General features: G+C 63.2%; 27 protein-coding genes and 1 tRNA gene. 12 read left to right on the plus strand and 16 right to left on the minus strand.

The window, feature by feature from the left end:
- Positions 1 to 23: 23 nt before the first annotated feature.
- Positions 24 to 1208, plus strand: a complete 1185-nt coding sequence (locus tag CK220_RS09035) for a Gfo/Idh/MocA family oxidoreductase (RefSeq protein ID WP_095811216.1) — start codon at positions 24 to 26, stop codon at positions 1206 to 1208.
- Positions 1209 to 1233: 25 nt separating this feature from the next.
- On the opposite strand, the gene CK220_RS31835 is transcribed toward CK220_RS09035, so the two are convergent.
- Positions 1234 to 1413, minus strand: a complete 180-nt coding sequence (locus CK220_RS31835; RefSeq protein WP_176479031.1) for a hypothetical protein — start codon at positions 1411 to 1413, stop codon at positions 1234 to 1236.
- Positions 1414 to 1966: 553 nt separating this feature from the next.
- Between CK220_RS31835 and CK220_RS09045 the strand changes: the two genes are divergently transcribed.
- Entirely contained in the window at positions 1967 to 2401 is a 435-nt protein-coding gene (locus CK220_RS09045) for a hypothetical protein (protein WP_067003930.1), read from the plus strand.
- Between the two features lie 212 nt (positions 2402 to 2613).
- Here CK220_RS09045 and CK220_RS09050 read toward each other — a convergent pair whose 3' ends face one another.
- The 7 genes from CK220_RS09050 to CK220_RS09080 all read right to left on the minus strand — a co-directional run bounded on the left by CK220_RS09050 (position 2614) and on the right by CK220_RS09080 (position 10912).
- The gene (locus CK220_RS09050) at positions 2614 to 3804 is read right to left on the minus strand and encodes an NADH-quinone oxidoreductase subunit D (RefSeq protein WP_095811466.1); all 1191 of its coding nucleotides are present in this window, start codon (positions 3802 to 3804) and stop codon (positions 2614 to 2616) included.
- 70 nt (positions 3805 to 3874) lie between these two features.
- A complete protein-coding gene (locus tag CK220_RS09055; RefSeq protein ID WP_095811467.1) occupies positions 3875 to 4270 on the minus strand; it encodes a hypothetical protein in 396 nt (131 codons plus the stop codon).
- A 109-nt stretch (positions 4271 to 4379) separates the two neighbouring features.
- The gene (locus CK220_RS09060; RefSeq protein WP_095811217.1) at positions 4380 to 5987 is read right to left on the minus strand and encodes an FGGY-family carbohydrate kinase; all 1608 of its coding nucleotides are present in this window, start codon (positions 5985 to 5987) and stop codon (positions 4380 to 4382) included.
- A gap of 194 nt (positions 5988 to 6181) precedes the next feature.
- Positions 6182 to 7066, minus strand: a complete 885-nt coding sequence (locus tag CK220_RS09065; RefSeq protein WP_067003926.1) for an AraC family transcriptional regulator — start codon at positions 7064 to 7066, stop codon at positions 6182 to 6184.
- 171 nt (positions 7067 to 7237) lie between these two features.
- A complete protein-coding gene (locus CK220_RS09070) occupies positions 7238 to 8209 on the minus strand; it encodes an ABC transporter permease (protein ID WP_095811218.1) in 972 nt (323 codons plus the stop codon).
- On the minus strand, positions 8206 to 9726 hold the full coding sequence (locus CK220_RS09075; RefSeq protein WP_095811219.1) for a sugar ABC transporter ATP-binding protein: 1521 nt from the start codon (positions 9724 to 9726) through the stop codon (positions 8206 to 8208). The genes CK220_RS09070 and CK220_RS09075 overlap by 4 nt, the downstream gene beginning before the upstream one ends.
- A gap of 73 nt (positions 9727 to 9799) precedes the next feature.
- A complete protein-coding gene (locus CK220_RS09080; RefSeq protein ID WP_176479032.1) occupies positions 9800 to 10912 on the minus strand; it encodes a sugar ABC transporter substrate-binding protein in 1113 nt (370 codons plus the stop codon).
- A gap of 370 nt (positions 10913 to 11282) precedes the next feature.
- On the opposite strand from CK220_RS09080, the gene CK220_RS09085 reads away from it, so the two are divergent.
- Complete coding sequence (locus tag CK220_RS09085; RefSeq protein ID WP_176479033.1) at positions 11283 to 12464, plus strand: SGNH/GDSL hydrolase family protein; 1182 nt, start codon at positions 11283 to 11285, stop codon at positions 12462 to 12464.
- A gap of 2 nt (positions 12465 to 12466) precedes the next feature.
- On the opposite strand, the gene CK220_RS09090 is transcribed toward CK220_RS09085, so the two are convergent.
- The gene (locus CK220_RS09090) at positions 12467 to 13429 is read right to left on the minus strand and encodes a manganese catalase family protein (protein WP_095811222.1); all 963 of its coding nucleotides are present in this window, start codon (positions 13427 to 13429) and stop codon (positions 12467 to 12469) included.
- Positions 13430 to 13879: 450 nt separating this feature from the next.
- Between CK220_RS09090 and CK220_RS09095 the strand changes: the two genes are divergently transcribed.
- Together CK220_RS09095 and CK220_RS09100 are read left to right on the plus strand one after the other, a co-directional pair.
- The gene (locus CK220_RS09095; protein ID WP_095811223.1) at positions 13880 to 15163 is read left to right on the plus strand and encodes an SDR family oxidoreductase; all 1284 of its coding nucleotides are present in this window, start codon (positions 13880 to 13882) and stop codon (positions 15161 to 15163) included.
- Positions 15163 to 15648 (plus strand): DUF2269 family protein, encoded by a 486-nt coding sequence (locus tag CK220_RS09100; protein ID WP_095811224.1) that lies wholly within the window; start codon positions 15163 to 15165, stop codon positions 15646 to 15648. The genes CK220_RS09095 and CK220_RS09100 overlap by 1 nt, the downstream gene beginning before the upstream one ends.
- Positions 15649 to 15743: 95 nt before the next feature.
- On the opposite strand, the gene CK220_RS09105 is transcribed toward CK220_RS09100, so the two are convergent.
- The 4 genes from CK220_RS09105 to CK220_RS09125 all read right to left on the minus strand — a co-directional run bounded on the left by CK220_RS09105 (position 15744) and on the right by CK220_RS09125 (position 18679).
- Complete coding sequence (locus tag CK220_RS09105) at positions 15744 to 16049, minus strand: hypothetical protein (protein WP_095811225.1); 306 nt, start codon at positions 16047 to 16049, stop codon at positions 15744 to 15746.
- A 24-nt stretch (positions 16050 to 16073) separates the two neighbouring features.
- Positions 16074 to 16982 (minus strand): NAD(P)/FAD-dependent oxidoreductase, encoded by a 909-nt coding sequence (locus CK220_RS09110; RefSeq protein WP_245429064.1) that lies wholly within the window; start codon positions 16980 to 16982, stop codon positions 16074 to 16076.
- 775 nt (positions 16983 to 17757) lie between these two features.
- Positions 17758 to 17994 (minus strand): hypothetical protein, encoded by a 237-nt coding sequence (locus CK220_RS09115; protein ID WP_095811227.1) that lies wholly within the window; start codon positions 17992 to 17994, stop codon positions 17758 to 17760.
- Positions 17995 to 18199: 205 nt separating this feature from the next.
- Positions 18200 to 18679, minus strand: coding sequence for an MgtC/SapB family protein (locus CK220_RS09125; RefSeq protein WP_095811228.1), 480 nt, complete (start codon positions 18677 to 18679; stop codon positions 18200 to 18202).
- A 142-nt stretch (positions 18680 to 18821) separates the two neighbouring features.
- Between CK220_RS09125 and CK220_RS31840 the strand changes: the two genes are divergently transcribed.
- The gene (locus tag CK220_RS31840; RefSeq protein WP_176479034.1) at positions 18822 to 18989 is read left to right on the plus strand and encodes a hypothetical protein; all 168 of its coding nucleotides are present in this window, start codon (positions 18822 to 18824) and stop codon (positions 18987 to 18989) included.
- A gap of 385 nt (positions 18990 to 19374) precedes the next feature.
- On the opposite strand, the gene CK220_RS09130 is transcribed toward CK220_RS31840, so the two are convergent.
- A tRNA-Ser gene (locus CK220_RS09130) sits at positions 19375 to 19464 on the minus strand.
- A 399-nt stretch (positions 19465 to 19863) separates the two neighbouring features.
- Here CK220_RS09130 and CK220_RS09135 point away from each other — a divergent pair.
- The 4 genes from CK220_RS09135 (at position 19864) to CK220_RS09150 (ending at position 22694) form a co-directional block, all read left to right on the plus strand.
- Positions 19864 to 20565, plus strand: a complete 702-nt coding sequence (locus tag CK220_RS09135; RefSeq protein ID WP_095811229.1) for a hypothetical protein — start codon at positions 19864 to 19866, stop codon at positions 20563 to 20565.
- Positions 20566 to 20656: 91 nt separating this feature from the next.
- On the plus strand, positions 20657 to 20977 hold the full coding sequence (locus CK220_RS09140; protein WP_095811230.1) for a hypothetical protein: 321 nt from the start codon (positions 20657 to 20659) through the stop codon (positions 20975 to 20977).
- Positions 20978 to 21180: 203 nt separating this feature from the next.
- Positions 21181 to 22170: a BMP family ABC transporter substrate-binding protein gene (locus CK220_RS09145; RefSeq protein WP_095811231.1), complete on the plus strand. Its 990-nt coding sequence runs from the start codon at positions 21181 to 21183 to the stop codon at positions 22168 to 22170.
- A gap of 68 nt (positions 22171 to 22238) precedes the next feature.
- Complete coding sequence (locus CK220_RS09150) at positions 22239 to 22694, plus strand: GNAT family N-acetyltransferase (protein ID WP_095811232.1); 456 nt, start codon at positions 22239 to 22241, stop codon at positions 22692 to 22694.
- Here CK220_RS09150 and CK220_RS09155 read toward each other — a convergent pair.
- Complete coding sequence (locus CK220_RS09155) at positions 22689 to 23096, minus strand: hypothetical protein (protein ID WP_095811233.1); 408 nt, start codon at positions 23094 to 23096, stop codon at positions 22689 to 22691. The two genes, CK220_RS09150 and CK220_RS09155, sit on opposite strands and share 6 nt — an antisense overlap.
- A gap of 38 nt (positions 23097 to 23134) precedes the next feature.
- A complete protein-coding gene (locus CK220_RS09160) occupies positions 23135 to 23344 on the minus strand; it encodes a SlyX family protein (RefSeq protein WP_095811234.1) in 210 nt (69 codons plus the stop codon).
- Positions 23345 to 23507: 163 nt separating this feature from the next.
- Between CK220_RS09160 and CK220_RS09165 the strand changes: the two genes are divergently transcribed.
- Together CK220_RS09165 and CK220_RS09170 are read left to right on the plus strand one after the other, a co-directional pair.
- On the plus strand, positions 23508 to 25040 hold the full coding sequence (locus CK220_RS09165; RefSeq protein WP_095811235.1) for an ABC transporter ATP-binding protein: 1533 nt from the start codon (positions 23508 to 23510) through the stop codon (positions 25038 to 25040).
- On the plus strand, positions 25037 to 26176 hold the full coding sequence (locus CK220_RS09170) for an ABC transporter permease (protein WP_095811236.1): 1140 nt from the start codon (positions 25037 to 25039) through the stop codon (positions 26174 to 26176). The genes CK220_RS09165 and CK220_RS09170 overlap by 4 nt, the downstream gene beginning before the upstream one ends.

The following is a 26176-nucleotide window of genomic DNA, read 5'->3' on the forward strand; positions in this document are numbered from 1 at the left end:
ACTTCAGGAGGATAATCGCAATCATGGTCTATGCAACCGCTGACGGCACCTCGCGCAAACGCCTGACGGTCGGCATGGTCGGAGGCGGCCGCAACGCCTTCATCGGCGCCGTTCATCGGTTGGCCATGCGGCTCGACGACCAGATCGCGCTGGTGGCGGGTGCGCTGTCCTCGGATGCCGAAAACGCCGCGGCATCCGCCGCCGAGATCGGCATCGCGCCGGAGCGCAGCTATGCCGACTACCATGCCATGGCAAAGGCGGAAGCGGCGCGGTCGGACGGGATCGAGGCGGTGGTCATCGTCACGCCCAACCATCTGCATGCGCCGATCGCCACTGCTTTCCTGGAGGCCGGCATCGACGTCATCTGCGACAAGCCGCTGTCGACGACGCTTGCCGAGGCTGAGGCGTTGGTGGGGCTGACGAAAGCGACGAAGCGCCGCTTCCTCGTCACGTTGAACAACACCGGTTACGCCATGGCGCGGCAGGCGCGCGAAATGGTGGCAGCGGGCGAACTCGGCCGCATCGTGTCCGTGCACGGCGCCTACATCCAGGACTGGCTGACGCAGCCGATCGACGCGCAAGGCCAGAAGCAGGCCGAATGGCGCACCGACCCGGCGCGCGCCGGGCAATCGGCGGTGCTCGCCGACATCGGCGTGCACGCCTTCAACCTGGCGAGCTTCATCTCCGGCTTCGAGGCTGACGCCTTATCGGCGGACCTTTTCACCGCCGTGCCAGGTCGTCGCCTGGACGACAACGCGCATGTCCTGGTGCGCTGGACCGGCGGAGCGCGCGGCACCATCCTCGCCAGCCAGACTTCGCCCGGCCACTACAACGATCTCTCGGTCCGCATCTATGGCGACCGGGCCGGGCTCGAGTGGTCGGGCACGCGGCCGGAGGAACTTCGCTTCTCGCCCTATGGCGAGGAGACCCGCACGCTGGTGCGCGGCGGCCACGGCTCGACGGCGGAAGCCCGGCGCGTCTCGCGCATGCCGGCGGCGCATCCCGAGGGCTATATCGAGGCCTTCGCCAATTTCTACCGCGATGCCGCCGACATCATCCGCGCGCATCGAGCGGGCACTGGCTTTGATGTTGCGCGCGCGGCGCAGGTGCCGGACGTCGTCGACGGCGCTCGTGGTGTGAAGTTCGTGGCGGCGGCAGTGGAGTCGAACGCGGCAGGAGGAGCCTGGACGCCGGCGCGGTTTGAATAGACGCCGGCTTGGTCCTTTAGATCGTTCAATCCGCTTTACGATGCGCGGCGGCGCGACGACCGATCGACGTGTCGCCAATCAGTGGTGAAAGCCCGTCGAGCACCAGGGTCCGGAACAGGATGTCGACCTCAGCGGCCTGCAGTCCAGGCTTTCGCTCGAACCACCAGTTCAGCGCCGTCAGGAAGCCCCTGACTATGAATTGCACGACGACGTCGCGCGGGATGTCTTCGAGGGTAGGGGGCCCCGCCTATCGGGCGTGAGGGGTTGGCATCGCCGAGCTTAACCGAGTGCTTGGGCGGCACGTCGTTCTCGTCCGGATTGGGAACGGGTTCCTCATCCGGCAGCCTCTCCGGATCCGGTTCGCGCATCGGCTTCGGGTCGGGAAACGGCGGCGGCGTGGGGACCGGCGTTGGCGTCGGGTCGGGATTGGGGAGAATGGCCATAAGGTGGTCCCTCGTTGCGCTGGTGGAGCAGTCCGCGAGATGCGGTTTGGGCAACCGGACATCTGCCCGACCAGAACATGATGGGTAGGGCCGCCGCATCCGACGTTTCATCGACACCTGATCACCGGCGGCTGACGCATGGCAGAACGGCCACGACCGGGGATGGTTCCACGGCGATCCCGCCGCGTTTCGACGGCGTCGGACACGAATGGCGATCAAATGATTTCCCGTCGCCCATTTCGCCCTTGCCGACGCCATGCAGCGCCTTAGTTCCGTTGCGGGGCGGGTGATCATCTGCCGACATAGGAGGCGGCCTTGAAGCACCAAACCGTAGACCAACTCAATGCCGTTGCCGACGTTCATGCTGAAGCAGCGGTTCTCATCGCCAGTCGTGGCCAACGCCTCGAACGCTGGGCGCAACTTCTCGAGCAGGATCCCGGCCGGCGCCTTATGGCGCTTGCGGGCACCGAATACGCTACACCCGACGTGCGCGAAAAGATGCGTTCCACCGGATCGCCGATTACTGTCGCCTTCGAAGACCCGATCTTCCGTGCTCAGGGCCTGAAGGACGACACGTACGGCGAAGCAAAGCGCTTCTTCGAACTCAGCGACTGGCAACTGCACGAGGTCGTCTGCCATTGCCATGTCGGCGCCAATCTGCCGGCACGCTGGGCGGCGTCCCGCGTTCGCGCGGCCATCTCTCCGGGCTCGGGCATTCTTGCCTGGCTGAGATCGGTGTTCATGCACTGAGACGACTGCCGCGGTTCGAAGAACCGCGGCAGGTTCAATCCTTATCGGAGACGGAGGGGAGTTGTTTGTTGTCCCCACCCGCCGGTAGCAGAGCGATTCACCGTTTTGCGAGAACGTCGAACCGCTCTATCTTTTTGTTTTCGCTCATTCGGCTGTTGATGCAATTCCGGGCGAAGTTTGAGCTCTAACGGCTGCCCGCGCCGCACCACCGCTTAGCGATCGATCTCTCCGAACACGATGTCCAGCGATCCTATGATAGCCGCGACGTCGGCGATCATGTGCCCGCGCGACAGGAAGTCCATCGCCTGGAGGTGTGCGAAAGACGGCGCACGTATCTTGCAGCGGTACGGAACATTGCTGCCGTCTGAGACGAGATAGACGCCGAATTCGCCTTTGGGCGCTTCCACCGCCGCGTAGACCTCACCCTGCGGCACATGATGGCCTTCGGTGTAGAGCTTGAAATGGTGGATCGTCGCCTCCATGGAACGCTTCATGGTGGCGCGCGGCGGCGGCGTGATCTTCTGGTTCGGTACGGCGACCGGGCCGTGCCCATCGGGCGAGCGCAGCTTCTCCAGACATTGCCTCATGATCCTAACCGACTGCCGCATCTCCTCCATGCGCACGAGGTAGCGGTCGTAGCAGTCGCCGTGCTTGCCGACCGGAATGTCGAAATCCATTTCGGGATAGCATTCATAAGGTTGCGCCTTGCGCAGATCCCAGGCGGCGCCCGAGCCGCGCACCATCGGGCCGGAGAAGCCCCACGCCCAAGCATCGTCATGTCCGATCACGCCGATGTCGACATTGCGCTGCTTGAAGATACGGTTTTCGGTCAAGAGTTCATCGAGATTGCTCAATGTTCTCATGAACGGATCACAGAAATTCCAGATGTCGTCGAGCAACTCTCCCGGCAGATCCTGATGCACGCCGCCGACCCTGAAATAGTTCGCATGCATGCGCGCGCCCGACGCGCGCTCATAAAAGACCATCAGCTTCTCGCGCTCGGCGAAGCCCCAGAGCGGCGGCGTCAGCGCGCCGATATCCATTGCCTGCGTGGTGACGTTGAGCAGGTGCGACAACAGCCTGCCGATTTCACAAAACAGGACGCGGATGAGCTGCCCGCGCCGGGGAACCGATATTTCGAGCAGCTTCTCGGCGGCGAGGCAGAAGGCATGCTCCTGGTTCATCGGCGCCACATAGTCGAGCCGGTCGAAATAGGGCAGCGCCTGCAGATAGTTCTTGTGTTCGATCAGCTTCTCGGTGCCGCGGTGGAGCAGGCCGATATGCGGATCGGCGCGGTCGACGATCTCGCCGTCGAGTTCCAGCACCAGCCTGAGCACGCCATGCGCCGAGGGGTGCTGCGGTCCGAAGTTGAGCGTGAAGTTGCGAATTGCGGTTTCGGCCATGGCGGCCTCTTCGCGGCCTCTGGTTTTGTTTGGCCGGTGCAGTCGGGTCAACGGCGCGCGGCGGCGCAGATCATGTCGTGGTCTGGATGATCAGCGTCAGCGTGCCGTCGCCATCGATGTTGGCGGCGACGACCTGCGAGGAATTCAGCCCGTTCGCATGCAGCACCGATACCGCCTCGGGCGAGGCATCTATCGATTTCTGCAGCTTGGCCAGGTCCTTGGCGGTCGTCCTGGTGACCACGGCTTCGGCCTGGGCCTTGATCTCCGCGGGCAGGTCCTCCATCGCCACCACCACGACATTGGTAACGCTCTGGCCGGAATTTCCCGGATCGCGTTGCACCTGGTCGAGCTGAGGCTGTTCAGCCGGCGGCAGAGCCTGGGGCGGTTGCGGATCGGCGCGTTGAGCCGAGACCGGCTGCGCCAAGGCAAAGGTCGAAAGAGCGAGCATCATCGTCAACGTCCGCATCGTCTTTCCTTCCATGTCTCGAAGTCTGACGACACAACCCCTCCGCCCGGCGATGGTTCCGGCCAATAGGGCAATGACGGTGAACGTCGGCGGGAGACGGCTGGATACCTCACACAGCCAACACTGACAGCGCAGCAGCCTGCAGGCGTTCGAACGCGGCAAAGCGCCTGTCATGCCAGGCTGCAAGCGAGAGATTGGGAGAATAGACCTCGCCGACTTCCGACATCGCCGCCATGGCGGCGGGCAGGTCGGGGTGACGGCCCGCGGCCACGGCGCCGAGCATCGCCGAGCCGAGCAGCACCGGCTCCGGAGAGGTCGGCGCGTAGACCACCTTGCCGGTGGAGTCGGCGATGAGCTGCCGCACGAGCGGGCTCTGCCCTGCGCCGCCGCTGATGGCGATCGTGTCGATCTTGATGCCGCGGCCATGCATGGCCGCCAGGATCTGGCGGGCGCCGTAGCCGAGGCCGCAGAGGCCGGCGACATAGAGCGCGACGAGACTGTCGGCCCCGGTCGCCATGTCCAAGCCGGCGATCAGTCCGCGCGCGTCGGGATTGGCCAAGGGGGCACGATTGCCTAGAAATTCGGGAACGACATGCAGGCCGCCGACCAGTCTGTCCGCCTTCGCCGCACCGCCATGCCGCTCCGCCTCCTGCGCCAGCCACTGGGCGAGGTTCTGGCCGCCTCGCGCCGCGATCCGTGCCAACTCGACGGCGGCGGGGTGCATGCCGACCAGGCGATCGATGGCGGCGCCCGCGGCCGACTGGCCGCCTTCGTTCAGCCACAGCCCGGGCACCATGGCGGAGAAATAGGGCCCCCACACGCCCGGCACGAAAGCCGCCTGCTCGGTCGTCGTCATGGTGCAGGCCGAGGTGCCGAAGACATAGGCCATGCGCGTGGTCACATCGCCGGCGCCGCCGCGCGCGCCGACCGAGCCGATGCCTCCGGCATGGGCATCGATCATGCCGGAGGCGACCGGCGTTCCGGGCAAAAGGCCAAGCTCGGCCGCCGCCTCGCTCGTCAAGCCGTTGGAGAGCGCGGTCCCCGGCGCCACGACCTCGGTGCCGATCCGGGCAAATTTCTCATCCGCGAGCGCGCCGAGCCCGACCTTGCGAAAATAGGCATCATCCCAGCGCGCCTCATGCGCGAGATAGGTCCATTTGCAAGTCACCGTGCAGGTCGAGCGCGCCAAGCTGCCGGTTGCCCGCCATGTGAGGAAATCGGCGAGATCCATGAACTGCCATGTCGTGGCGAAGGTCCGTGGCATGTTCTCGGCGAGCCATAAAAGCTTCGGAGTTTCCATCTCGGGCGAGATTGTGCCGCCGACATAGCGCAGCACGTCCTCGCCGGTGCTGTTGATCCTGCGCGCCTGCTCGGTGGCGCGGTGGTCCATCCAGACGATGATGTTGCGCTCGGGATCCCCTGACGGGCTGACCGTCAGCGGCTCGCCACCCGGCCCCAGAACGACAAGCGAGCAGGTGGCGTCGAAGCCGATGCCATGGACCGACTGCGCCGAGATGCGGGCGAGCGACACGGCCTCGCGGACGGTCGCCGCAACGGCGCGCCAGATGTCGTTGCTCGATTGCTCGACGATATGGCCTTCGGCATGCCAGACGGCGATGTCGGCCTTAGCGGACGCAAGCATGGCGCCCGCTTCGTCGAAGACGCCCGCGCGTGCACTGCCGGTGCCGATGTCGATGCCGATGAAATGACTGCTCATGACTATCCTTCGCCCGATCCGTTCGGTTCCTATAGGTCATTGCTTTGCGACAGGATGACAAGGTCGCAGATGGTGATGACACCTTCGTTTCCCTATCGGTGTTGCCGTTCCGGCCAGCGAGGCAGGCAAAGCTTTACATTGCCGGGCACGCTTGCCCATGCCAACTCGATGCCGCTGCTTGTCGTGCCGGCTGGCTAGGCCGCTTTCGCCAGGTTGATGTTGTGCAGTGTCAACCGCCGGAAATGCGAGGGCGTCATGCCCTTTTCGGCGAGAAACTGCCGGTTGAAGTTGGAAAGGGTGTTGTAGCCGACCTCGAAGCAGATGCTGGTGATCGAAGCCTGCTCGTCGCTCATCAGCATCTGGCAGGCCAGGTTGATGCGCAGCCGCTTCACATACTGAACCAGCGTCATACCGGTGTGCTGGCGGAAGGAGCGGGAAAAGACGCTGGGCGACTGGCCGGCGATGGCGGCCAAGTCCGTCTCGCTGAAGGGCTGGGTCAGGTTCTCGCGCAGATAGGCAAGCGCCTTGTTGATGCCGGCCGACATATAGCCCGACGGATCGGGCAGGTAGCTCGCGCTGGCCAGCATGCGCGCGCCCTCGGCGCGGCTGAGCAGACCCATAATCATCATGAACAGCTCGATGCGGCGCACGCCTTGCGAATTCATGATCTCTTCCATCAGCGGGCCAAGCTGCTTGCTGGTCTGGCGGCTGAACAGCACGCCGCGGCGCGAGGCTTCGAGCACCGGCGTCAGCGCCGCGAGCTCGGGGAAGGTGTTGATGGCGCCGTCGATAAAACCCTCATTGAACTGGATGATGCGGCAGCGCAGCGGCACCGTCGCGTCCTTCGGCACATCGCTGACCCAGTTGTGCGGCAGATTGGGGCCGGTCAGCACCAGATTGCCCGGCTCGAATTCGCCGATGAAGTCGCCGACGAAATAGCGGCCGCGGGTGGCGACGATGAGATGCAGTTCGTATTCCGGATGGAAATGCCAGCGCACCGTGCGGAACGGGTAACCGTGCGACCAGGCAGTGAAAGACTCGCCCGGCCTGATCTGCACAACTTCAAGATCGGGTTTCATCGCTGCTCCTCCCGTATTGAAGCCAAGGCGCGTCCCCTCTACGACGCGCCGTCCGGTTTCGGCCTCATTGTCAGCCAAGCTAGCGAGCCGGCAAAATCTTCGCCACCATGTTCGCGTCACTCCATTGGTACTTTTTTGACTATTCTGAGCCTCCACGGCCTGAGCGGCGCCTCAAACGACGCCGCGTTCCTCGCTCCTTATGCGGAAGGCATCGACGGCGATCGCAAGCAGGATCATCGCGCCGCCGATCATCTGAATGTAATAGGCCGAGACGTTGATGAGCTGCAGGCCGGTCTGGATGACGGTGATGAGCAGCGTGCCGCCGAGCATGCCGATGACGCGGCCGCGGCCGCCGAACAGCGAAACGCCGCCGATGACGGGTGCTGCCACGGCATAGAGCAGCGTCGTGCTGCCGACGGTCACGCTGACGCCGCCGAGATAGGAGGTGTAGAGGAAGCCGGCCATTCCAGCGAGGAAGCCGGAAGCGGTGAAGGCGCCAAGCCTCGCGCGCTTGACGTTGATGCCCGCGGCATTCGCTGCCCGGCGGTTGCCGCCGGTGGCATAGAGGTTGCGGCCCCAGGCCGAATAAGCAAGCACGACATGCGCCAGGAGATAGGCGACGAAGAGGGCGATCGGCATTACGGGCCAGCTGCCGATGGTGGCGCTGCCTATGTAGCTGTAGCCTTCATCGGTCACCACCATGGTGCGGGCCTGGGTGGCGCCGAGCACCGCGCCTTGCAGAAAAAGCCCCATGGCCAGCGTCGCGATCAGCGAATTCATGCGCAAATAGGCGACGAAGTAGCCGTTGAGCAGGCCGACGAGCACCCCGGCAGCGATGGTGATGAGCACGGCCAGCGACCAGTGGACGCCGAACTGCTGCATGGCGTAGGCGCCGACCATGCTCGAGAAGACCAGATTGCCGACCACGGAGAGATCGATCTCCCCGATCAGAAGCGTGAAGGAGACCGCCAGCACCAGCACGCCCAGCGTGGTCGCCTGCACCAGCACGTTCTGCAGATTGCCTTCCGAAAGGAAGAAGGGATTGAGGAAGCCGGCCAGGATGCTGAACACGATGATCAGGATCCAGACCACATTGTCGAGAAGCAATTTCTTGCTGGCCATGCCCGATACTGCCTTTGTCATCGCGCCGTTCTCGCTTCGGCGATCGCATCGATGGTGATCTCGGCGCCGTGCAGCATCCGCGCGATCCGACCCTTGGAGAAGATCACCACGCGGTCGACGAGGCGCTGCATCTCTTCCGGGTCCTGCGCGAGCAGAAGCACGCTGACGCCGTTCGTCGTCGCATCGTCGATCAGGCGGTGGATCTGTTCCTTGGCGGCGACGTCGACGCCGACGGTCGGTTCGTCGAGCAGAAGCAATCGCGGCTTGCGTTCCAGAAGCCGGCCGAGCAGCACCTTCTGCTGGTTGCCGCCAGACAATTCACCGATCTCCTGGCCGCCGTTGCCCATGACGATCTCCATGGCGCCGCGCGCCTCGCGCATGCGGCGGTTCATGCCGGCGCCGCTCACCAGCCAGCCGAGCGATAGCGGCCAATTACCAAGGTTAAGGTTCTCGGTCACCGACATCGAGCCGACCAGGCCTTCGCCGATGCGGTCGTGGGTGAGATAGGCGATGCCCGAGTCGAGGCTCTGCCCCGGCGAGCCGAGGCGCACTTCCCGGCCATCGATCAGGACGGCACCGGCCTTGATGGGCAGCAGTCCGCCCAGCGCCCGCATCAATTCCTGCGGCCCTTCGCCGAGCAGGCCGACGAGCCCGACGATCTCGCCGCGGCCGATCGCAAGATCGACCGGCCCGCCGCCGGGAAAAGAAAGGCCGCTGATCTCGATGGCCGCGGAATGATCCTCGCGGGCGCGGTGGAATTCGGCGACATCGGCGCCGGTGATGACGCGCGCCATGGCGTCGGCCGAAAGCTCCGCCGCCTTGCCGCTGGCGGTCACCTTGCCGTCGCGCAGCACTGTGTATTCCGAACAGAGCTGGCGCACCTCGTCGTTGTGGTGCGAGATGTAGATGAAGGACGTGCCGCGTTTGGTGAGGCTCTCGACCCATTCCAGCAGATGCAGCCGCTCGGCCGCCGCGAGGCCTGCGGTCGGCTCGTCGAGGATGATCAGCGCGGCTTCGGCCGCGACCGCCTTGATGATGGCGAGCCTTCGCCTGTCGCTCGCGCCAAGGTCGCCGGCGCGCCGCCTCGGATCGACCGGCATGCCGTGGCTTTCGAGCTGGCGCGCCGCGAGGCGATGAAGTGCTGCCCAGTTTGTCAGGCCGTAGCGTCTCGGCAGATCGGGCAGCAGAAGGTTCTCGCCGATTGAAAGGTCTTCGAAGATCTCCGAGTGCTGCGACAGAAGGTGGAGCCCGCGCTTCTTGCGCGCCGTCAGCGGCAAGGCCGACACGTCTTCGCCGTTGAGCAGGATCGAGCCGGTGTCAAGGCGCAACAGGCCGGCGATGATGTTGGACAGCGTCGATTTGCCGGCGCCGTTCTTCCCAAGCAGGCCATGGATCGCGCCGCGCGACACGCTCAGCGAGACGCCGTCCAGCACCGCAAGCGGGCCGAAGCGCTTGAAGATGTTGTCGACGGTTAGAACAGCGTTGGCGCCGTTCTGCGCAAGACTATCGGGCACGATCGTGCCGTCGGCGATGACCATTGGAATAACCGGCAATCTCGAAATGAGGTGAGAACGCGATGGCGCGTTCTCAACCGTTTCCTCGGCTGCGATCTCAGCCGGCGTTCTGCTGCATCTTCCACACCTGGGTCACGACATTGGCCCAGTGGCGCGGGTCGTCGGCATTTTCCTTGGTGAGGAAGTAGGGCGGGATGGTGAGCAGCGGGCCGCACGGGCTGTCGGCGATCGTGCCCTTCTCCCAAAAATACTTCTTGTTTTCGTAAGGTCCGGTCGGAACCGGCTTGCCCTTCAGCGTGTACTCTTCCAGCAGGTCGACGACGATCTCGACATAGGCGATCGGGTCCTGCGCGATGTCGGCGTCGATCTCACCCGCCTTCACCCATTCCAGCGCATTCGGCGAGGCATCGATGCTGGTCAGGATGATGTGCTTCTCATGGCCGACCGGGAACAGCCGCTCTTGCGTTTCGAGCGCCTTGCGGGCATCAACGACGAAGATGTCGGTCGGCATGTGGATGGCGTCGAGGTCCGGCCGCTCGCGCAGCGTCGCCGAGACCACGGCGAGCGCCTGCTCATGCTGGTTGTTCTGCGGCCGCGAGATGATCTCGATGTCGGGATATTTGCTCTTAAGCGTGTCCTCGAAACCGTCTTTGCGGTCGCGCAGCGCCACGGCGGTCAGCGAGCCGTAATTGTTGAGCACGCTGCCCTTCGGCGAGCCATGTTTCTTGGTGAGCAACTCGGCGGTCTTCTCCGCCGCCATGACGCCCGACTGCTTGTTGTCGAAGGTCACCGAAGCGGCTACTTCTCCGCCGGTGAGCACGGTGTCGACCATGCCGAGCGGCACGCCGAGCGACTTCGCCTTCTTGCTCAGCGGGATAAGAAGCTCCGAATCCAGTGCGTCGGAAATGAGGTAGCGCGGCTTCTGCAAGAGCAGACTGTTCCAGTCGTTGACCTGCGCGTTGGCATCGCCATTGGCGTCCTTGCCGACGAATTCCAGGCCGAGGCCTTCGACCTTGCGCTTCAGCGCCTCCTGCAGCACGACGAAGAAGAAGAAGCCGAGATAGCCGGTCTCCCAGGCCACAACCTTGGAGGCCGCGCCTTGCGCCGCGGCGCGCTCGCCGCCCGCCAGCAACAGGCCGCCGGCAGTGGCGGCCGCGCCCTGCAAAAGCGTGCGGCGGTTCAATGTTAAGGTCTTGGTCTCGCAAACCATGTCTCGCTCCCTGAAATGGTTGGAATCCTTGCCGGTGGAGCTTTTCCACCAAGCCCGTCCGGCGGGGCACTCAGCCCCAGACATCTCCCGGAACGTCTCCTCCCCGGGCGATCTGATCAGGCTAGGCGCCCGCTATCCGGGCAGCCACCACGTTCCGGGGCGGGTGTTAGTACTTTTTTGATTCCGCCAGTAAAAGCCGAGGCCGCGAATACGCCGTCGCCTGCGTTGCAAAGTGCTGACCTCCGGCGCATTGCATTCGGAGTCAAGAATGTATGTGTCGCCGAAAGCGCAAACCGGTAGCTCGCGTCGCAAGCCGCGGGTATCTGTGTTGGCGAGGGGGCCGCGCGCCGAAATCGAAGGGATGGAGAGAATGGAGCACTGGATCGGAACCTGGAGCGCAAGCCCGATGAACGTCTGGCCGGGAGACGCCGTGCTCTATGGCTTCCACCGCCAGACGGTACGCCAGGTGGTGCGCGTCAGCACCGGCGGTGAGAGGTTGCGATTGAAGCTGTCCAACGAATATGGCGCCTCGCCGATTCGGATCGGCGCCGCGACCGTCGCCCTTGCCGCGAAAGACGGTGCGCTCGACGCCGCCAGCATCCGGCACGTGGCCTTCGGCGGCGAGACGCAGGGCGATCTGGCGCCGGGCGCGCCACTGCTCAGCGATGTTGTGGACCTGGCGGTTCCCGATCTCGGGCAGATCGCGATCAGCCTCTATTTCCCCGATTTCGCGCCGATCGAGACCTATCACTACGAGGCGCAGCAGACGGCCTACATCTCCGAGTTCGGCGATTTCGCCGGCGCAGCCGAACTGCCTGTGCAGCAGACCTCGACCAGCCGCTATTTCCTCAGCGCCGTTCTGGTCGAGCGCGCGCCGGACAGTGGCTCTCTGGTTTGTCTGGGGGATTCCATCACCGACGGCTTCGGCTCGACCGTCGACGGCAATGCGCGCTGGCCGGACCGGCTGGCGGAGCGGTTTGCGAAAAGCGGCCGGCTGTCAGGCATCGGTGTCCTTAACCAGGGGATCGGCGGCAACCGCTTGCTTGCCAGCCGCGCCCGTGGCGCCAACGCGCTCGCCCGCTTCGACCGCGACGTGCTGGGCTTTCCCAACGTCCGGTGGGTCTCGGTGCTGGAAGGCATCAACGACATCGGCTGGCCGGAAACCATGCTTGCCGGGCGACCGGAAGCCGTCGCCGTCGAAAGCCTGATCGCGGCTTACCGGCAATTGATCGCACGCGCCCGCCTCAACGGCATCAAGGTGCTGCTTGGCACGCTGCCGCCGTTCGGCGGCGCCTTCGAAGGCCAGCCGCTCAGAACCTTCTACTCTCCGACCAAGGAGCGCGACCGCCAGGCGGTGAACGCCTGGATCAAGACATCGGCCGAAGCCGATGCCGTCGTCGATTTCGAGCGCGCGCTGGCCGATCCCGCCAACCCGTCGAGGCTGCTGGCCGCCTTCGATTGCGGCGACGGCCTGCATCCGTCCGACGACGGCTATGCCGAGATGGCCAAGCTGTTCGAGGAAGCCTTCGAAAGCTTGCTTCGCGGCCAATAAGACTACCTGCTTTTGCGAGCGGCTGCGGCTGCCCGCGTCGGCGCCTCCTGGATGTTGGCGGCGCCGCCCATGTCACCATTCTTGGTGCGGCCGGCCCCCGGTCCTGCTCCAATATCGGCGCCGGTCATCGGATCGGAAGCCGGGTCCGAGAGTGTCCGCTCCGCCATGTTGGCCGCGACTTTCTTGTCCTTGGCATTTAGCTTGACAGTCGCCATCCCGTCGCCGCCGTCGGCAGGCATGACCTCTTCGAGATTGTCGATGCGGTCCCATTCGCCTCCCGAATTCCAGGGTCCCGTGGAGTCTCCTTCGCCTTGCGAGGTGTTGACGTACATGCTGGCATATTTCTCGATGCCCGGGAGTTTGCCCGTCGGGAAGTTGTTCTCTATCGCGTACAGCGCTTTCTCGAAGGACTTCTGGTGGGCGACTTCGCGCGTCATCAAAAAACCGAGGGCATCCTTGACGCCGGGATCATCGGTGATGTTGATCAGTCGCTCGTACACGATCTTGGCACGAGCTTCGGCCGCGATGTTGGAGCGCATATCCACCGTTGGTTCGCCGCGCGAATCGATGTAGGCGGCGGTCCAAGGCACTCCGGCCGAGTCGCACAATGCGGGTCCGCCGCCAAACAGGATCGACTCTTTGGCGGTCGTGCCGCTGGCGCCAACCATCAAATACAGCTCGGCTTCCTTCATCTGTCCCTCTGCAAGCTGTGCCTTGAGGCCCTTGTTCAGCATTGTGACAATTGACCCGACCACCTCGAGGTGGCTTAGTTCTTCGGTCGCGATGTCGAGCAGCATGTCTTTCCGGCCGACATCGTCCTCACCCAGCCCTTGGGTGAAATAGCGCATAGCGGCGGCCAGCTCGCCATCGGCTCCGCCGAATTGCTCCATTATCATGCATGCCAGTTTCGGATTCGGCTCCGACACACGGACGGTGTATTGCAGTCGCTTATTGTGCATGAACATGAGGTTTCTCCAGGGTTGGGGGTCCTCCGAACCGTCCATCACCAGGAATGTTCCCCCGCGCAGCACGATTGCAGTAGGTTGGCCGATCGAGGCTAGATTTCTCCGCGGAGCAACTTCGCCCCTCGATGTTGGCACCAGATCAGGATTGCGATCGGCCATGGCTTTGCGCCCGAATATCGGCCGTTGCCCGAGCGCGCGGCCAGAAGAAAACACGGAGCCAACCTCCGAGCAGGACGCCGAGCACTTGGCATATTGGACCTGACAGAAGAGCTCAGCTGTCCAGGAACAAACTGCAAGTCTTTCCTGTTTGGTGACCGAGCCGATTGCGGTCACGAAAATGGTTGGACATAGAAGACGTAATACTGAGCAGGTTGCGCAGCTACTGAGGCGCCAGTTTTCCAGTGAGATGATGAGGCCCGCCGCGCTTTCCTGTCCGGCGAGACATCAGCAATGAAGGTTCTCGTGACGGGATCGAACGGTCTCATCGGCACAGCCCTGTGCGCGCGCTTGGTCACGTCAGGGCACGACGTCGTCCGGGCCTCACGACGCCGATCAAGCCGCCCGGGTGAGGCGGGAACGATCGCCATCGATATGGCGAAGGCGCTCGCCCCCGAGGACTGGGGCAGTGCTCTTCAAGGCGTTGACGCGGTGGTGAATTGTGCCGGTGTTCTGCAGGACAGCGCCAGCGAACATACGACAGGGGTTCATGCATTGGGCGCAGCGGTGTTGTTTCGTGCCTGCCAGCAAGCCGGGGTGCGCCGGGTCATCCACTTTTCCGCTATCGGCGTCGATCGTGAGCAACCCTCCGCCTTCTCCGCCAGCAAATATGCCGGCGAGGAGGCCTTGATGAAGCTCGACTTGGATTGGGTCGTGCTGAGACCCTCCGTCGTTCTGGGCCGCCCCGTTTTTGGAGCGAGTGCGCTGTTTCGCGGCCTTGCGGCGCTTCCTGTGCTACCCTCCATGCCCGGCACCGGCCGTCTGCAGGTGGTCCAACTTGAGGACGTGGTCGAAACGGTAGCGTTTTTCCTCAGCGCTGACAGCCCATCGCGGATCGCTCTCGACCTTGCTGGTCCGGACATCTTCGCCATGGAGGAGGTAGTCGCGCATTACCGCAGGTGGCTTGGATGGGAAGAGGCTCGCGTCCTGGCCCTCCCGAGATGGGCGGCGCGTCTACTCTATCGCGCGGGTGACGCCGTCAGTGTGCTGGGATGGCGCCCTCCCATGCGCACGAACGCCGCCCTTGAGATCAGCCGGGGAGCAACCGGCGATCCCGGACCCTGGAAGGCGACCACCGGGATCGAGCCGCGGGGTCTCCCGACAGCACTCGCCGCAAACCCAGCCACGGTGCAGGACAGGTGGTTTGCCGGCCTTTACTTCATCAAACCCGCGATCTTCACGGTACTGCCGTTCTTCTGGATCATGACCGGAATCATATCCTTGACAACCGGATGGCAGAGCGGCGTCCAACTCCTGATCGGTACCGCGGTGAGCGCGCTGGCGGCGCCTTTGGTCGTCGCCGGCGCGCTGGCCGATCTGGTCATCGGCATTCTCATCGCGCTACGCAAAACCGCGCGTCTTGGCCTCTGGGGAGCGATCGGCGTATGCGTTTTTTATGCATTGGCCGGCACGCTGCTGCGGCCCGATCTGTGGAACGAGCCGCTCGGCCCGCTGATGAAGATCCTGCCGATCGTTCTTCTGCACTTCGTCGCATTGGCGATCCTGGAGGAGCGCTGATGCTCTACTTCGGTCTCAAATATCTCCATATCGTCGGCGCGGCGGTTCTGCTGGGGACGGGCGCCGGCATCGCCTTCTTCATGCTGATTGCACACCGGACCGGCAACCCGGCTACCGTGGCCGCTGTCGCGCGCATTGTCGTGATTGCCGATTTCCTGTTCACGGCAACGGCAGTTGTGGCGCAACCGATCACCGGCGTCTCGCTTGCCTGGCTCGTCGGCTATTCGCTCTGGGAAGGCTGGATCGCGCTGTCGATCCTTCTCTACGTCGTGACCGGTCTTTTTTGGCTTCCCGTGGTCTGGATGCAGATGGAGATGCGCGATCTTGCGTTGGCGGCGGCGAAAGCCGGCCAGCCGCTTCCGCCGCGCTATCACCGGCTTTTCCAGCTCTGGTTCATCTTCGGCTTCCCGGCCTTCGGCGCGGTCGCCGCCATCTTATGGCTGATGATCGCCCGCCCGGCCATCGAATGGTTCGGGACCGGCTGATGCCGACGGGCCGAGCGAACTCATCGAGCTACGCGGGGAGGAGAGGCGCTGGCTTTTGATTTCCGGTGTATGGACAAGAACGACCTCCGAGCAAGCTACACCAGCGTGATCGGCATGTAGCGGATAACCACCTTCTCCTGCCGAAACCACCGCTCGAGTGCGATCCGGCGTCCACGCCAGTCCGATAGATCGACCTCGTTAGCCATGACTTCGAAGATCACAATCTTATCGGCGTTCGACTCGGCACCCTTTTTCCACAAGCCGTCGGCAGGCGCCTGAAGGTAAGCAGTAACGCCTTCGAAGCGACTCGCCAGTTCTTCCTTCACGCGGTCGAAATCTTCTTGGGCGAAAGGCTGGCCTCTGTTGTCCGAGCAGGGAAGCAGGATCTGAACAAGATACATTGCAATCCACCGGTGAAAACTATTCTAGCACTTGGTATCGTCAAGATAGTTATGCATGTCGGTCGCCGCGATCGAGGCGTGGCCGAATGCGACCGCAATCTGATTGATCTCGTTGACCACATCGCCAGCGGCATACAAGCCTGGCACGACCGTGCGCTGATGCGCATCCACGACAAGATTTCCAAGCTCGTCGCATGTCGCCCCGAGATCTATGCCAAGTTGCGACCTTATCGTGCATCCCATCGCTGGATAAACGGTATCGAATGAGCATGCTGTTCCGTTGGAGAGTTGAATGGTGGCCTGCTCTCCCGAGGGTCGGAGTGAATGAGGGATGCAGGGCTCGAGCTGGATTCCAGCTTCGTGGATCAGTCGGCCGGCATCTGCATCAATTTCACTCGAAGCATCGGTGGTCAGTACCGTGACGTCGGCGGTGTAGGTCCGCATGAACAACGCCTTCTTCACGGCCTCTTCCGCTGGGCCCATCACGGCGACGCGTTTGTCGATCACCTCATAGCCGTCACAGATTGGGCACAGGCGCAAGGTGCCGGCCCTGATCATGTCGTCTGCCGACGGCATTTCTGGAAGTGTATCGACAATGCCAGTAGCCAGGAGCGCAACGCGGGAACGAATGGCTGTCGAACCGATCGCAATAAAATCCGTTCCGTCGCGGCCAATCTCCTGGATTGTATCGTCCCTAAGATCGGCTCCGCTCTGCAGAGCCTGCTGCCGCAAGCGATTGAGCAAGTCGGCGCCGGCTATGCCGTCGGGAAAGCCGGGACAGTTGCGGGTAATCGGAATGAGCTTCGCGCGGCTTTGACCGGAATCGACAACGACGACCCGGCGGCGAAAGCGCCCGAGATACGTCGCTGCTGCCAAGCCGGCCGGGCCGCCACCAATTCGTTCCCCCTGACAGACGCTATCGTCTTTGATCACCAAAGAACTCCCGGGAGGTCATGCAGAGCTATTGAGAGCGGACCGGCAAACGAACCTGTTTGTAGGTGACTAAGATCAAGGGCGTCCGCGACTGCTTCCCGGTTCTCACAAGAATGAGGCCGACACAGATGCCGCTCGTGAGGATGGCCGCCTTTCCTTCCGAATTGGCAAAAAGGTGGGCAAATTTGGCGTCGATCGCGCGCACCGGTAAGCGCGGGATTTGTTGTTTCGTTGTAGGCGACCATCTGTCCCAACCGCGCCCTTGCCTATTGGTTCCGGCGAGCATTCGCGTTGCGCGCCGATCCGATTGTCTCGCCAGACCCTGACCAAGGAACGACATGCGTGCTTCACTGTCGGCTATACTTCTCCACGAGCAGGATCAGCGTGGAGCGACGCCCCGTTCAGCTGCGTTCTCATCCCGCAGGCCACCGTTCTCTCAACGGCGCGGACCGGACGGTGCACAAGTTCGCTTTGGTGGATCAAGGTAGCCCGGCCTGCCGGGCGGGGTTGGGGGGCTTGACATACAGGCCGGGCCTTACCCCGCGTAGCGGGGCAGAGTTCCATTATGCGCCGCGTTCTCGGCGACCGACATTAACATTTTCTAAGGCTTGAAAAGCCCGTCGCAGCCAATGAGCGTAAGCGACGGGCTTTGTGCTGCCGAGACGGCTACGTCCGAACGGGAAACGACCGCTCCCATAGCAAGTCATGGCCGCGTGATCAGTTCCAATTTTGGACACCTCGTCCGAGGAACGTCACGCCACCAGCGACGTTCCGGTCAATGGCAATCGACGATGATATCGAAATGGCCAGGCGGCATGTTCACGAAGGCGAGCGGCATCTTCGCCGTCAGCACGAACTGGTTGCCGACCTCAGCGATCAGGGATTGCCGACCGATGACGCCCTGCGATTCCTCCACCTGCTTGAAGACATGGAGGCGATGCATCGGCAGCACTTGTCGCGGCTGCTGCGCAGAGCCGAAAATGGTTAGGAAGACTCCTGCCTTGTCGGTCATTTCTTAGCCAGGAGAGGGGAGGAACGACGCATGGCGCGACCGTGACCGCCTCTCTGGGGGTCAGGGATATGAGGTCGGCTACGTCGCCAACAAGTTCGAACTCTCGATCCCTCAGGTCCGGAACTGATCGCCAAGCACGGAAACGACCGCGAGGCTTTAGAGTGAGCAAGCGCAGGACTGAACGCCCTGCCCCCAAATGCTCCGATTATTGCTTGTCCTTTGGGACAACCTGCACTAGCTGCAAAAGCCCTAGCACGATGAGCGCCAACACCGTGCCAAGAATTGCGATCTGCCAGAACCCGAGACCCACTGCCAGTCCAATGGCACCGGCCAGCCACATTCCGGCGCCGGTCGTTAGCCCCTGAACTTCCCCTTTGGAGAAGAATATCAGCCCTGCGGCCAGAAATGCGACGCCGGCAGTTGTGGCTTCAATCAGGCGGATGGGGTCAATAGCTATCTCCTGGCCATCGAAGACGTGGAGATGGGTGATCTCGACCGCCAGGATCGCGATCAAGGCGGTCGCTAGACAGATTAGGATGTGCGTCCTCAGCCCCGCCGGCCGGTTACGCCATTCGCGCTCCATACCGACGAGTGAGCCAAGAACCGCAGCCAGCAAAAGCCTGGCTGAAATTACGGAAAATGGCAGCCAGGTTGGCTGCCCGAAACGTTCAACAAGCTCATCCATGAGCGCCAGAACGTATCTAGGGCTGCCCGGTTCCTTCCGCAGGACGCCGGGATGTCCCCGCAATGCATGTCGCTGGCAAAGGGCCGGAACATTCGAGCTCAGCCCACGTTGGGTTCTGTTCGACTGACAGGGACACACCTAAATGGAACCCAAATCATCGCGCGATCTGCCCGGTCCTAAGCCCCGCAAGGACAAGGAACGGGAAAACCAAAAAGCTGCCGCGAAAACGCCCGACAAGACGAACGATTGGGACCGGAACCAGGTGCATGGCGAGGGCGAGAGCATTGGGATCAACAAGGACGAACCATAGGCCGATCCACCTCGGAGCGGCGCGCAATCTGAGCCCCTCACAATGAGGCTTGCCGCCATCCGGACCATATCGCGCTGCCGGGAGTGCTACATAGGGCTGGCGACATCGCAAGGCCGAGTGCGGCGATGTAGAGCGCGAGGCCCGTTGCTCATGCGGCCGGGTTATTCTTTGTGCGGGACAATATACCTGAACCGCCGCCGTCGTGCGCAGCCGTAACTGCCGCATAGCCGTCTGGCAGGGAGCCTGTGACAGTCCCACTACCTGGCATCGGCCGATCTTTCTTCCGCTAGGAGAAGTTCAGCAGCCCTTCAACTTTTTAGCGAAATCGCCAGAAGTTATGGCAACTTGGCTTTTTATGCCGCAGCCAATTGATTTATTAGAGTGCTGGCGGAGAGAGCGGGATTCGAACCCGCGTTACGGTTTCCCGTAAACACACTTTCCAGGCGTGCGCCTTCAACCACTCGGCCACCTCTCCGTCTTGCATGTCGCGTCGGCCGGTTTCGCCGCGCGGGTTGGGGAGATGCGTCTCCCTCGGGAAGGCCTGTCGGCCTAAATTTGGGTGCCTTCAACCGGCAGGCAACCTTTTCCCGGCACCTCTAGCCGTCTAGGCGAACAGGCGCGGGGCTCATCTAGTCGATCCTAAAGCGAATGCCAAGTCATTCCCTGCCTTTTGCCGTGGATGACGCGGAAGCGGCCTGGGCTTCCTATGCAGCCGAATGCTGTGCACAGGCCGGCTGCCGCGGTTTCCCGCGCTTGACTTCGGCCCTGGCCGCCTGTCGACTGTCTGAGGCGTTTGTTTTTGTGCAATTCCGGACGGAAAACCACGACGCAGTTCCCGGAGCTGCTTGGGCTTTGCGAGGGGCATTGTCCTGACATGGCATCGATCGACCAGCAGCCCGAGGGCCGGCCCGACAGCGGGCTTTCCTTGATCCCGGTGGCGTGGCTGATCATCGTCATGGCGCTTTCGGCCTATGGCCTGATCTCGAGCTGGCGGCTGATCGGCGACTTCAACCTGCCAGGAAGCGTGCTCTTCCTGATCTACGGCGGGCTGACCGGCGGCGTCGTGACCATTCTGTGGGGGCTTTACCTGCTCGGCCTCGCCTTCAACCGGTCGGCGCGTTTCCCGCGTCACTATACGATCTGGCAGGTCGCCATCATCCTATGGCTCGTCGCGCGCCAGGCCTACACGCTTCTGGTGCCCGACTTCGTCTTCTCGGCCGAAGCGCTGGGCTTCACGGTCGCCGAGATCGCGATCGGCCTGCTCTGCATCTACCTCCTGCGGCGGGGCGGCGGCGCCGACACGGTGTATGCCAATCCCGAGACCGAACGCCCGCCGCTCCTGTTCTCGCTCGTCGCCGCGCTGCTCGGCATCATACTTGGCGGCGCCATCGGCGCCTGCACCGGATTCTTCGCCGGGTCGCTGATCGCCGACGCCACCCGTATGAGCTGCTTCGAGGGCGCCTGCGGGTTCTTTGCTGTCTTCATCGGCCTGGGCGGCCTGATCATCGGCGCCATTGGCGGCGGGATCTTCGCCGTCTGGCGCGTCAACCGGCGCAAACCGGCGCGGAGCGCCTGACTCAAAATCGCGTGTCGCGATTGCGTGGCGGTTGCGCAGTCTCTATGTCGGTTGGCGGGGCAGACGGGAGCTTTCCCGGGGAGTGCGTTGGATGTTGCGTTTCATCTTTCGGCTGGCGGCTATGGTTGCGTTGTCGATTTCGGTCATCATGGCGGTGATCGACACCACGCGCTCGGTCGCGGCGTCGGCGCTGGTCATGACGCCGCTCAACGCGAGCTGGCTGGCGGTATCGCCCGACACGCGCGCGGCCTTCGAGAGCTATGTGCGCGCCAAGGCCAGCCCGCTGGTCTGGGACGGGATCATCGCCTGGGTGCTCGGCCAACCGGGATTTGCCGTGTTTGCGGTATTGGCGTTCCTGCTCTACGCCCTCGGCTACCGGCGCCGGCGCCACGAATTCGCCCCGACCAACTGACGCGGACGTTTCGTTCCGCCCGAAACGGTCGGCCTTCACGCTTTTTCCAACAGGTCAAAATTCCACGTGAATTTTGTTTCGGGCCGTGCCAGATTGGCCGCGAGCGGGAGGGGCATACACTTCCTGCCTGACGTCGCATGCCTGCCGGAGAACCGGGCAGGGTATGCGGTGCAACGGAAAATAACCGACAGGGTGTGGATCACATGAAACGTATCGTTCTCGGCCTCCTGGCCGCAACCGCAATGGTTCTTCCGTCCTTCGCCGCGGATGTCCAGCCGGCCATCCTCTACGATCTCGGCGGCAAGTTCGACAAATCCTTCAACGAGGCTGCCTATAACGGCGCCGAGAAATTCAAGAAGGAAACCGGCGTCGCTTATGTCGAATTCGAAGTCTCCAACGCTTCGCAGCGCGAGCAGGCGCTGCGCCGCTTCGCCGAGGACGGCCGCAACCCGATCGTGATGGCGGGCTTTGCCTGGGAGGATGCGCTGAAGAAGGTCGCCGCCGAATATACCGACCTCAACTTCGCCATCATCGACGATGCCGTCGACCTGCCCAATGTCCGCTCGCTGGTGTTCAAGGAGAACGAAGGCTCCTACCTGGTCGGCATCATGGCGGCGATGGCGTCGAAGTCGAAGAAGGTCAGCTTCGTCGGCGGTATGGACATCCCGCTGATCCGCAAGTTCGAATGCGGCTATGTCGGCGGGGCCAAGTCGGCCGGCGCCACCGAAGTCATCCAGAACATGACCGGCGACACGCCGGCCGCCTGGAACGATCCGGCCAAGGGCGGCGAGATCGCCAAGACGCAGATCGACCAGGGTTCCGACGTGGTCTATGCCGCCGCTGGCGGCACCGGCGTTGGCGTGTTGCAGGCTGCGGCGGATGCTGGCAAGCTCGGCATCGGCGTCGATTCCAACCAGAACGGGCTGCAGCCGGGCAAGGTGCTGACCTCGATGCTGAAGCGCGTCGACGTTGCCGTGTACAATGCCTTCATGGACGGCAAGAACGGCACCTTCAAGGGCGGCGTCGAAAATCTCGGCCTCAAGGAAGGCGGCGTCGACTACGCCATGGACGACAACAACAAGGCTCTGGTCACCGACGAGATGAAGGCCGCGGTAGAAAAGGCCAAGGCCGACATTATCGCCGGCAAGGTCCAGGTGCACGACTACACCACCGACAACAATTGCCCGTATTGATCGACAACTGAACGAGGCTTCTTCGACCGCCGGGCCCTCGCCCGGCGGTTTGGTTTTGGACAAGCATCATGCAACCGACTATCGAAGCCATGACGGAGCGCGATGTCGAGGCGGTCGCCAAGCTGCGCCTGGCCGCCTTCTTTGAGGGTACCGGCCGGACGCTCGCAGAGGATATTGTGGGACTTCGCGGGCTGATAGCACGCGACGGGTTCGAGGCGGCCGTGGTCGCCAGCCTCGGCGGCTCGCCGATCGGAAGCTGCCTCTTCGTCCGCAACGAAATCGACCCGGCGCATGAACTGACGCCGTGGCTCGCCGGGCTTGTTGTTGACGAGGGGTATCGAAGGCGAGGCGTTGGCACGGCGCTGGTCAGGGCCATCGAAGCCCATGCCGCTTCGGCCGGCGTTGACCGGCTCTATCTCTACACGTGGCAGGCGCGCCCGTTCTACGAAGCGCTTGGCTGGACTGCGGCGGAGGCTTTCGAGCAGGAGGGCGAGCCGATGCTTTTGATGTCGCGCGCACTATAGCGTGCCGGCGAGATAGCCCAGCGCGAAGGCAGCCGTCAGGGCGAGCGCGATGACCAGGCCGAGCCGGCCGCCAAGGGAATGCGGGCCGACGCCATAAGGCTTGCGCTCGATCTTGTTGATCACGATCGGCTGCTGCTTCGTATCGCCCTTATCCAGCCCGGCAAACCGCATCTGCGGCAATTCGCCAAGCCGCCGCTGGACTAGCTGCCAACGCTCGTCCGATGCCGCGTCCGACAGTCCCGCCGGATCCAGGGCGCGCATGCGCTCGGCAAGCCGCAGCACCGCGTCGCGAAAAGCGGGATCGATCTCAATGTCGCGCTCGGCGCGAGCGCGCTCCCGTTCGTTCATCAGGCCGAAGACATAGTCGCCGGCCCTTGCGATGCGGTCTCCTTCACCGGCCATGACGTCCTCCTCCAACTCGCCCCGCTGACCCCGCAGGCTCAGTAGTGAGGCGGCTTGGTCACCGGCACATCGGGAGCGGTCTGCTCCTCCAGGGCCAGGAACCGGTCTGTAAGGGCGGCAAGCTTGCGCTCCATGCGCTCGATCACCTTCCACTGCTCGGCGATCTGGCCGGACAGTTCCTCGATTGTCTTTTCCTGCTCGGCGGCGCGGATTTCCAGCGTCGTCAGCCGATCGTCAGGCATGGTCATCCATCCCGGTCTCTGTGAATGTGAAGCTCCCGGCCACCTTCGAAATTGACAAGCGCGCGGGGATTTGTCGAGAGTGAATGGCGTTCCGGCCAATTGGCACGGGCGGGGCATCATGCTAGGCATTTTGACCAAGCGATAAAAAATAACGAGTGGGACAGGCTGCATGGCGCAAGCCGCAATCGAGCTCATAGGCATCAACAAGAGTTTCGGCGCCGTGCGCGCCAACCGCGACATCAACCTGGAAGTCACGCGCGGCACCATCCACGGCATTGTCGGCGAGAACGGCGCAGGCAAATCGACACTGATGTCGATCCTCTATGGCTTCTACCAGGCCGACAGCGGCGAAATTCGCGTCGGCGGCAAGCCGGTGTCGATCAACACCCCAAACGACGCGATAGCGCTCGGCATCGGCATGGTGCACCAACATTTCATGCTGGTCGACAATTTCACGGTGCTGGAGAACGTCATCCTCGGGGCCGAGACTGATGCGCTGTTGAAGAGCAGCATCGCCAAGGCGCGCTCCGAGCTCGAGCGGCTGGAGCGCGAATACGGCCTCGAGGTCGATCCCGACGCCATCATTGAGGAACTGCCGGTCGGCCTGCAGCAGCGTGTCGAGATCCTCAAGGCGCTCTATCGCGGCGCCGAGATCCTGATCCTCGACGAGCCGACCGGGGTTCTGACGCCAGCCGAGGCCGACCATCTGTTCCGCATCCTCAAGCAGTTGAAGGAGCAGGGAAAAACGGTGGTGCTTATCACCCACAAGCTGCGCGAGATCATGGCCATCACCGACACTGTCTCGGTCATGCGCCAGGGCACCATGGTGGCCACCAGGGTGACCAAGGAAACCACGGTCGGTGAATTGGCCGAACTGATGGTCGGCCGGCGCGTGCTCTTGCGGGTGGAGAAGGGCCAGTCGGAAGCCGGTGCGATAAAGCTCTCGGTCAGGAACCTGACGGTCAAGGATTCACGCGGCGTCACCATGGTCGACGACGTCTCCTTCGACGTCCACGGCGGCGAGATCGTCGGCATCGCCGGCGTGGCCGGCAACGGCCAGTCGGAGCTGCTCGAGGCGATCTCCGGCATCCGGCATGCCGTCTCGGGCGAGGTCATGCTCGAAGGCAAGCCAATCGACCTGACCGGCAAGGCCGATCCCGGCGAACTGCGCGACCGCGGTCTCGCCCATGTGCCGGAAGACCGCCACCATGTCGGGCTGGTGCTCGCCTTCGAGGAGAACGAGAACTCGATCCTCGGCTATCACGACGACGAGCGCTATCTGAAGGGACCGTTCCTCAACGTCGATGCCATCATGGCCGACGCGAAGGACAAGATCGAGAAATACGACATCCGTCCCGGCAATCCGCGGCTGAAGACCGCCAATTTCTCCGGCGGCAACCAGCAGAAGATCGTGCTGGCCAGGGAGATGGAGCAGGATCCCGGCGTGCTGATCGTCGGCCAGCCGACGCGCGGCGTCGACGTCGGTGCCATCGAATTCATCCACAAGCGGCTGATCGCCATGCGCGATCAGGGCAAGGCGGTGCTGGTCGTGTCGGTCGAACTCGACGAGATTCGCTCGCTGTCCGACCGCATCCTGGTGATGTTCGCCGGCCGCATCGTCGGCGAACGCGGACCGGAAGCGACGGAAGGCGAGCTTGGCCTCTTGATGGCCGGTGTCGAGCATCAGGAGGCCGCCGAATGAGCACGCCTTACGCCAAGCTCCCGGCCTGGGCCGATTATGGGTTGATTCCGTTGATCAACCTGTCGGTTGCTTTCATCGTCGCGGGCTTCGTCGTCATGCTGGTCGGCGAAAATCCGTTCCGCGCCGCCGTCATCCTGGTCGAAGGCGCTTTCGGCAAGGGCACAGGCATCGCCTTCACCTTGTTCTATGCCACGACCTTCATCTTCACCGGGCTGTCGGTCGCGGTGGCGGCGCATTGCAGCCTGTTCAACATCGGCACCGAAGGCCAGGCCTATATCGGCGGCCTCGGCATCGCGCTCGTCTGCCTGAGCTTCGACAGCGTCCTGCCCTGGTGGGTGATCTTTCCGATGGCGATCGTCGCCGCGGCGATGTTCGGCGCGCTCTGGGGTTTCATCCCGGCCTATCTGCAGGCAAAGCGCGGCTCGCACATCGTCATCACCACCATCATGTTCAACTTCATCGCCGCCTCGGTGATGGTCTATCTGCTGGTCGGTCCGCTGAAGCCGGTCGGATCGCAGGCGCCGCAGACACGCAATTTCCTGGCCGGAGCGGAATTGCCGAAGCTCAACTGGATGATCGAATTGTTCGGCGCCAAGATCCGTTCGGCGCCGCTCAACATCTGCTTCCTGCTAGCGCTGGCGATGGCGTTCCTGGTCTGGCTGCTGATCTGGCGCACCAAGCTCGGCTACGAGATGCGCACCTACGGCCATAGTCCGAAAGCGGCGCGCTATGCCGGCATTTCGGAAACCCGCATCATCCTCACCGCGATGATGATCTCGGGCGCGCTGGCCGGCATGATGGCGCTCAATCCGGTGATGGGCGACCAGCACAATGTGGCGATCGATTTCGTCTCGGGCGCCGGCTATGTCGGCATTGCGGTTGCGCTGATGGGCAGGCTGCATCCGGTCGGCATCGTGCTGGCGGCGATCCTGTTCGGCATGCTCTATCAGGGCGGAGCCGAGCTCGCCTTCGAGATGCCGGCGATCAGCCGCGACATGATCGTCATCATTCAAGGGTTGGTCATCCTCTTCGCTGGCGCGCTGGAGCATATGTTCAGGCCCTATATCCAGGCGCTGTTCGCATCGGTCAGCCCCAAATCGGTCGGCATGCAGGCGGTCAAGGGGAAGGGGGCCTGA

Source organism: Mesorhizobium sp. WSM3860 (assembly GCF_002294995.1).
Taxonomy (GTDB): domain Bacteria; phylum Pseudomonadota; class Alphaproteobacteria; order Rhizobiales; family Rhizobiaceae; genus Mesorhizobium.

Excerpts from the sequence above, each read along its gene's own strand:
- CK220_RS09125 (WP_095811228.1), bottom strand. The coding sequence starts at position 18,679 with ATGGATGAGCTTGTTGAACGTTTCGGGCAGCCAACCTGGCTGCCATTT.
- CK220_RS09140 (WP_095811230.1), top strand. The coding sequence starts at position 20,657 with ATGTTGCGTTTCATCTTTCGGCTGGCGGCTATGGTTGCGTTGTCGATT.
- CK220_RS09115 (WP_095811227.1), bottom strand. The coding sequence starts at position 17,994 with ATGACCGACAAGGCAGGAGTCTTCCTAACCATTTTCGGCTCTGCGCAG.
- CK220_RS09080 (WP_176479032.1), bottom strand. The coding sequence starts at position 10,912 with ATGGTTTGCGAGACCAAGACCTTAACATTGAACCGCCGCACGCTTTTG.
- CK220_RS09075 (WP_095811219.1), bottom strand. The coding sequence starts at position 9,726 with ATGGTCATCGCCGACGGCACGATCGTGCCCGATAGTCTTGCGCAGAAC.
- CK220_RS09145 (WP_095811231.1), top strand. The coding sequence starts at position 21,181 with ATGAAACGTATCGTTCTCGGCCTCCTGGCCGCAACCGCAATGGTTCTT.
- CK220_RS09055 (WP_095811467.1), bottom strand. The coding sequence starts at position 4,270 with ATGCGGACGTTGACGATGATGCTCGCTCTTTCGACCTTTGCCTTGGCG.
- CK220_RS09085 (WP_176479033.1), top strand. The coding sequence starts at position 11,283 with ATGGAGCACTGGATCGGAACCTGGAGCGCAAGCCCGATGAACGTCTGG.
- CK220_RS09060 (WP_095811217.1), bottom strand. The coding sequence starts at position 5,987 with ATGAGCAGTCATTTCATCGGCATCGACATCGGCACCGGCAGTGCACGC.
- CK220_RS09165 (WP_095811235.1), top strand. The coding sequence starts at position 23,508 with ATGGCGCAAGCCGCAATCGAGCTCATAGGCATCAACAAGAGTTTCGGC.
- CK220_RS09155 (WP_095811233.1), bottom strand. The coding sequence starts at position 23,096 with ATGGCCGGTGAAGGAGACCGCATCGCAAGGGCCGGCGACTATGTCTTC.
- CK220_RS09090 (WP_095811222.1), bottom strand. The coding sequence starts at position 13,429 with ATGTTCATGCACAATAAGCGACTGCAATACACCGTCCGTGTGTCGGAG.
- CK220_RS09100 (WP_095811224.1), top strand. The coding sequence starts at position 15,163 with ATGCTCTACTTCGGTCTCAAATATCTCCATATCGTCGGCGCGGCGGTT.
- CK220_RS09065 (WP_067003926.1), bottom strand. The coding sequence starts at position 7,066 with ATGAAACCCGATCTTGAAGTTGTGCAGATCAGGCCGGGCGAGTCTTTC.
- CK220_RS09035 (WP_095811216.1), top strand. The coding sequence starts at position 24 with ATGGTCTATGCAACCGCTGACGGCACCTCGCGCAAACGCCTGACGGTC.
- CK220_RS09150 (WP_095811232.1), top strand. The coding sequence starts at position 22,239 with ATGCAACCGACTATCGAAGCCATGACGGAGCGCGATGTCGAGGCGGTC.
- CK220_RS31840 (WP_176479034.1), top strand. The coding sequence starts at position 18,822 with ATGGAACCCAAATCATCGCGCGATCTGCCCGGTCCTAAGCCCCGCAAG.
- CK220_RS09070 (WP_095811218.1), bottom strand. The coding sequence starts at position 8,209 with ATGACAAAGGCAGTATCGGGCATGGCCAGCAAGAAATTGCTTCTCGAC.
- CK220_RS09095 (WP_095811223.1), top strand. The coding sequence starts at position 13,880 with ATGAAGGTTCTCGTGACGGGATCGAACGGTCTCATCGGCACAGCCCTG.
- CK220_RS09105 (WP_095811225.1), bottom strand. The coding sequence starts at position 16,049 with ATGTATCTTGTTCAGATCCTGCTTCCCTGCTCGGACAACAGAGGCCAG.
- CK220_RS09050 (WP_095811466.1), bottom strand. The coding sequence starts at position 3,804 with ATGGCCGAAACCGCAATTCGCAACTTCACGCTCAACTTCGGACCGCAG.
- CK220_RS09160 (WP_095811234.1), bottom strand. The coding sequence starts at position 23,344 with ATGACCATGCCTGACGATCGGCTGACGACGCTGGAAATCCGCGCCGCC.
- CK220_RS09135 (WP_095811229.1), top strand. The coding sequence starts at position 19,864 with ATGGCATCGATCGACCAGCAGCCCGAGGGCCGGCCCGACAGCGGGCTT.
- CK220_RS09170 (WP_095811236.1), top strand. The coding sequence starts at position 25,037 with ATGAGCACGCCTTACGCCAAGCTCCCGGCCTGGGCCGATTATGGGTTG.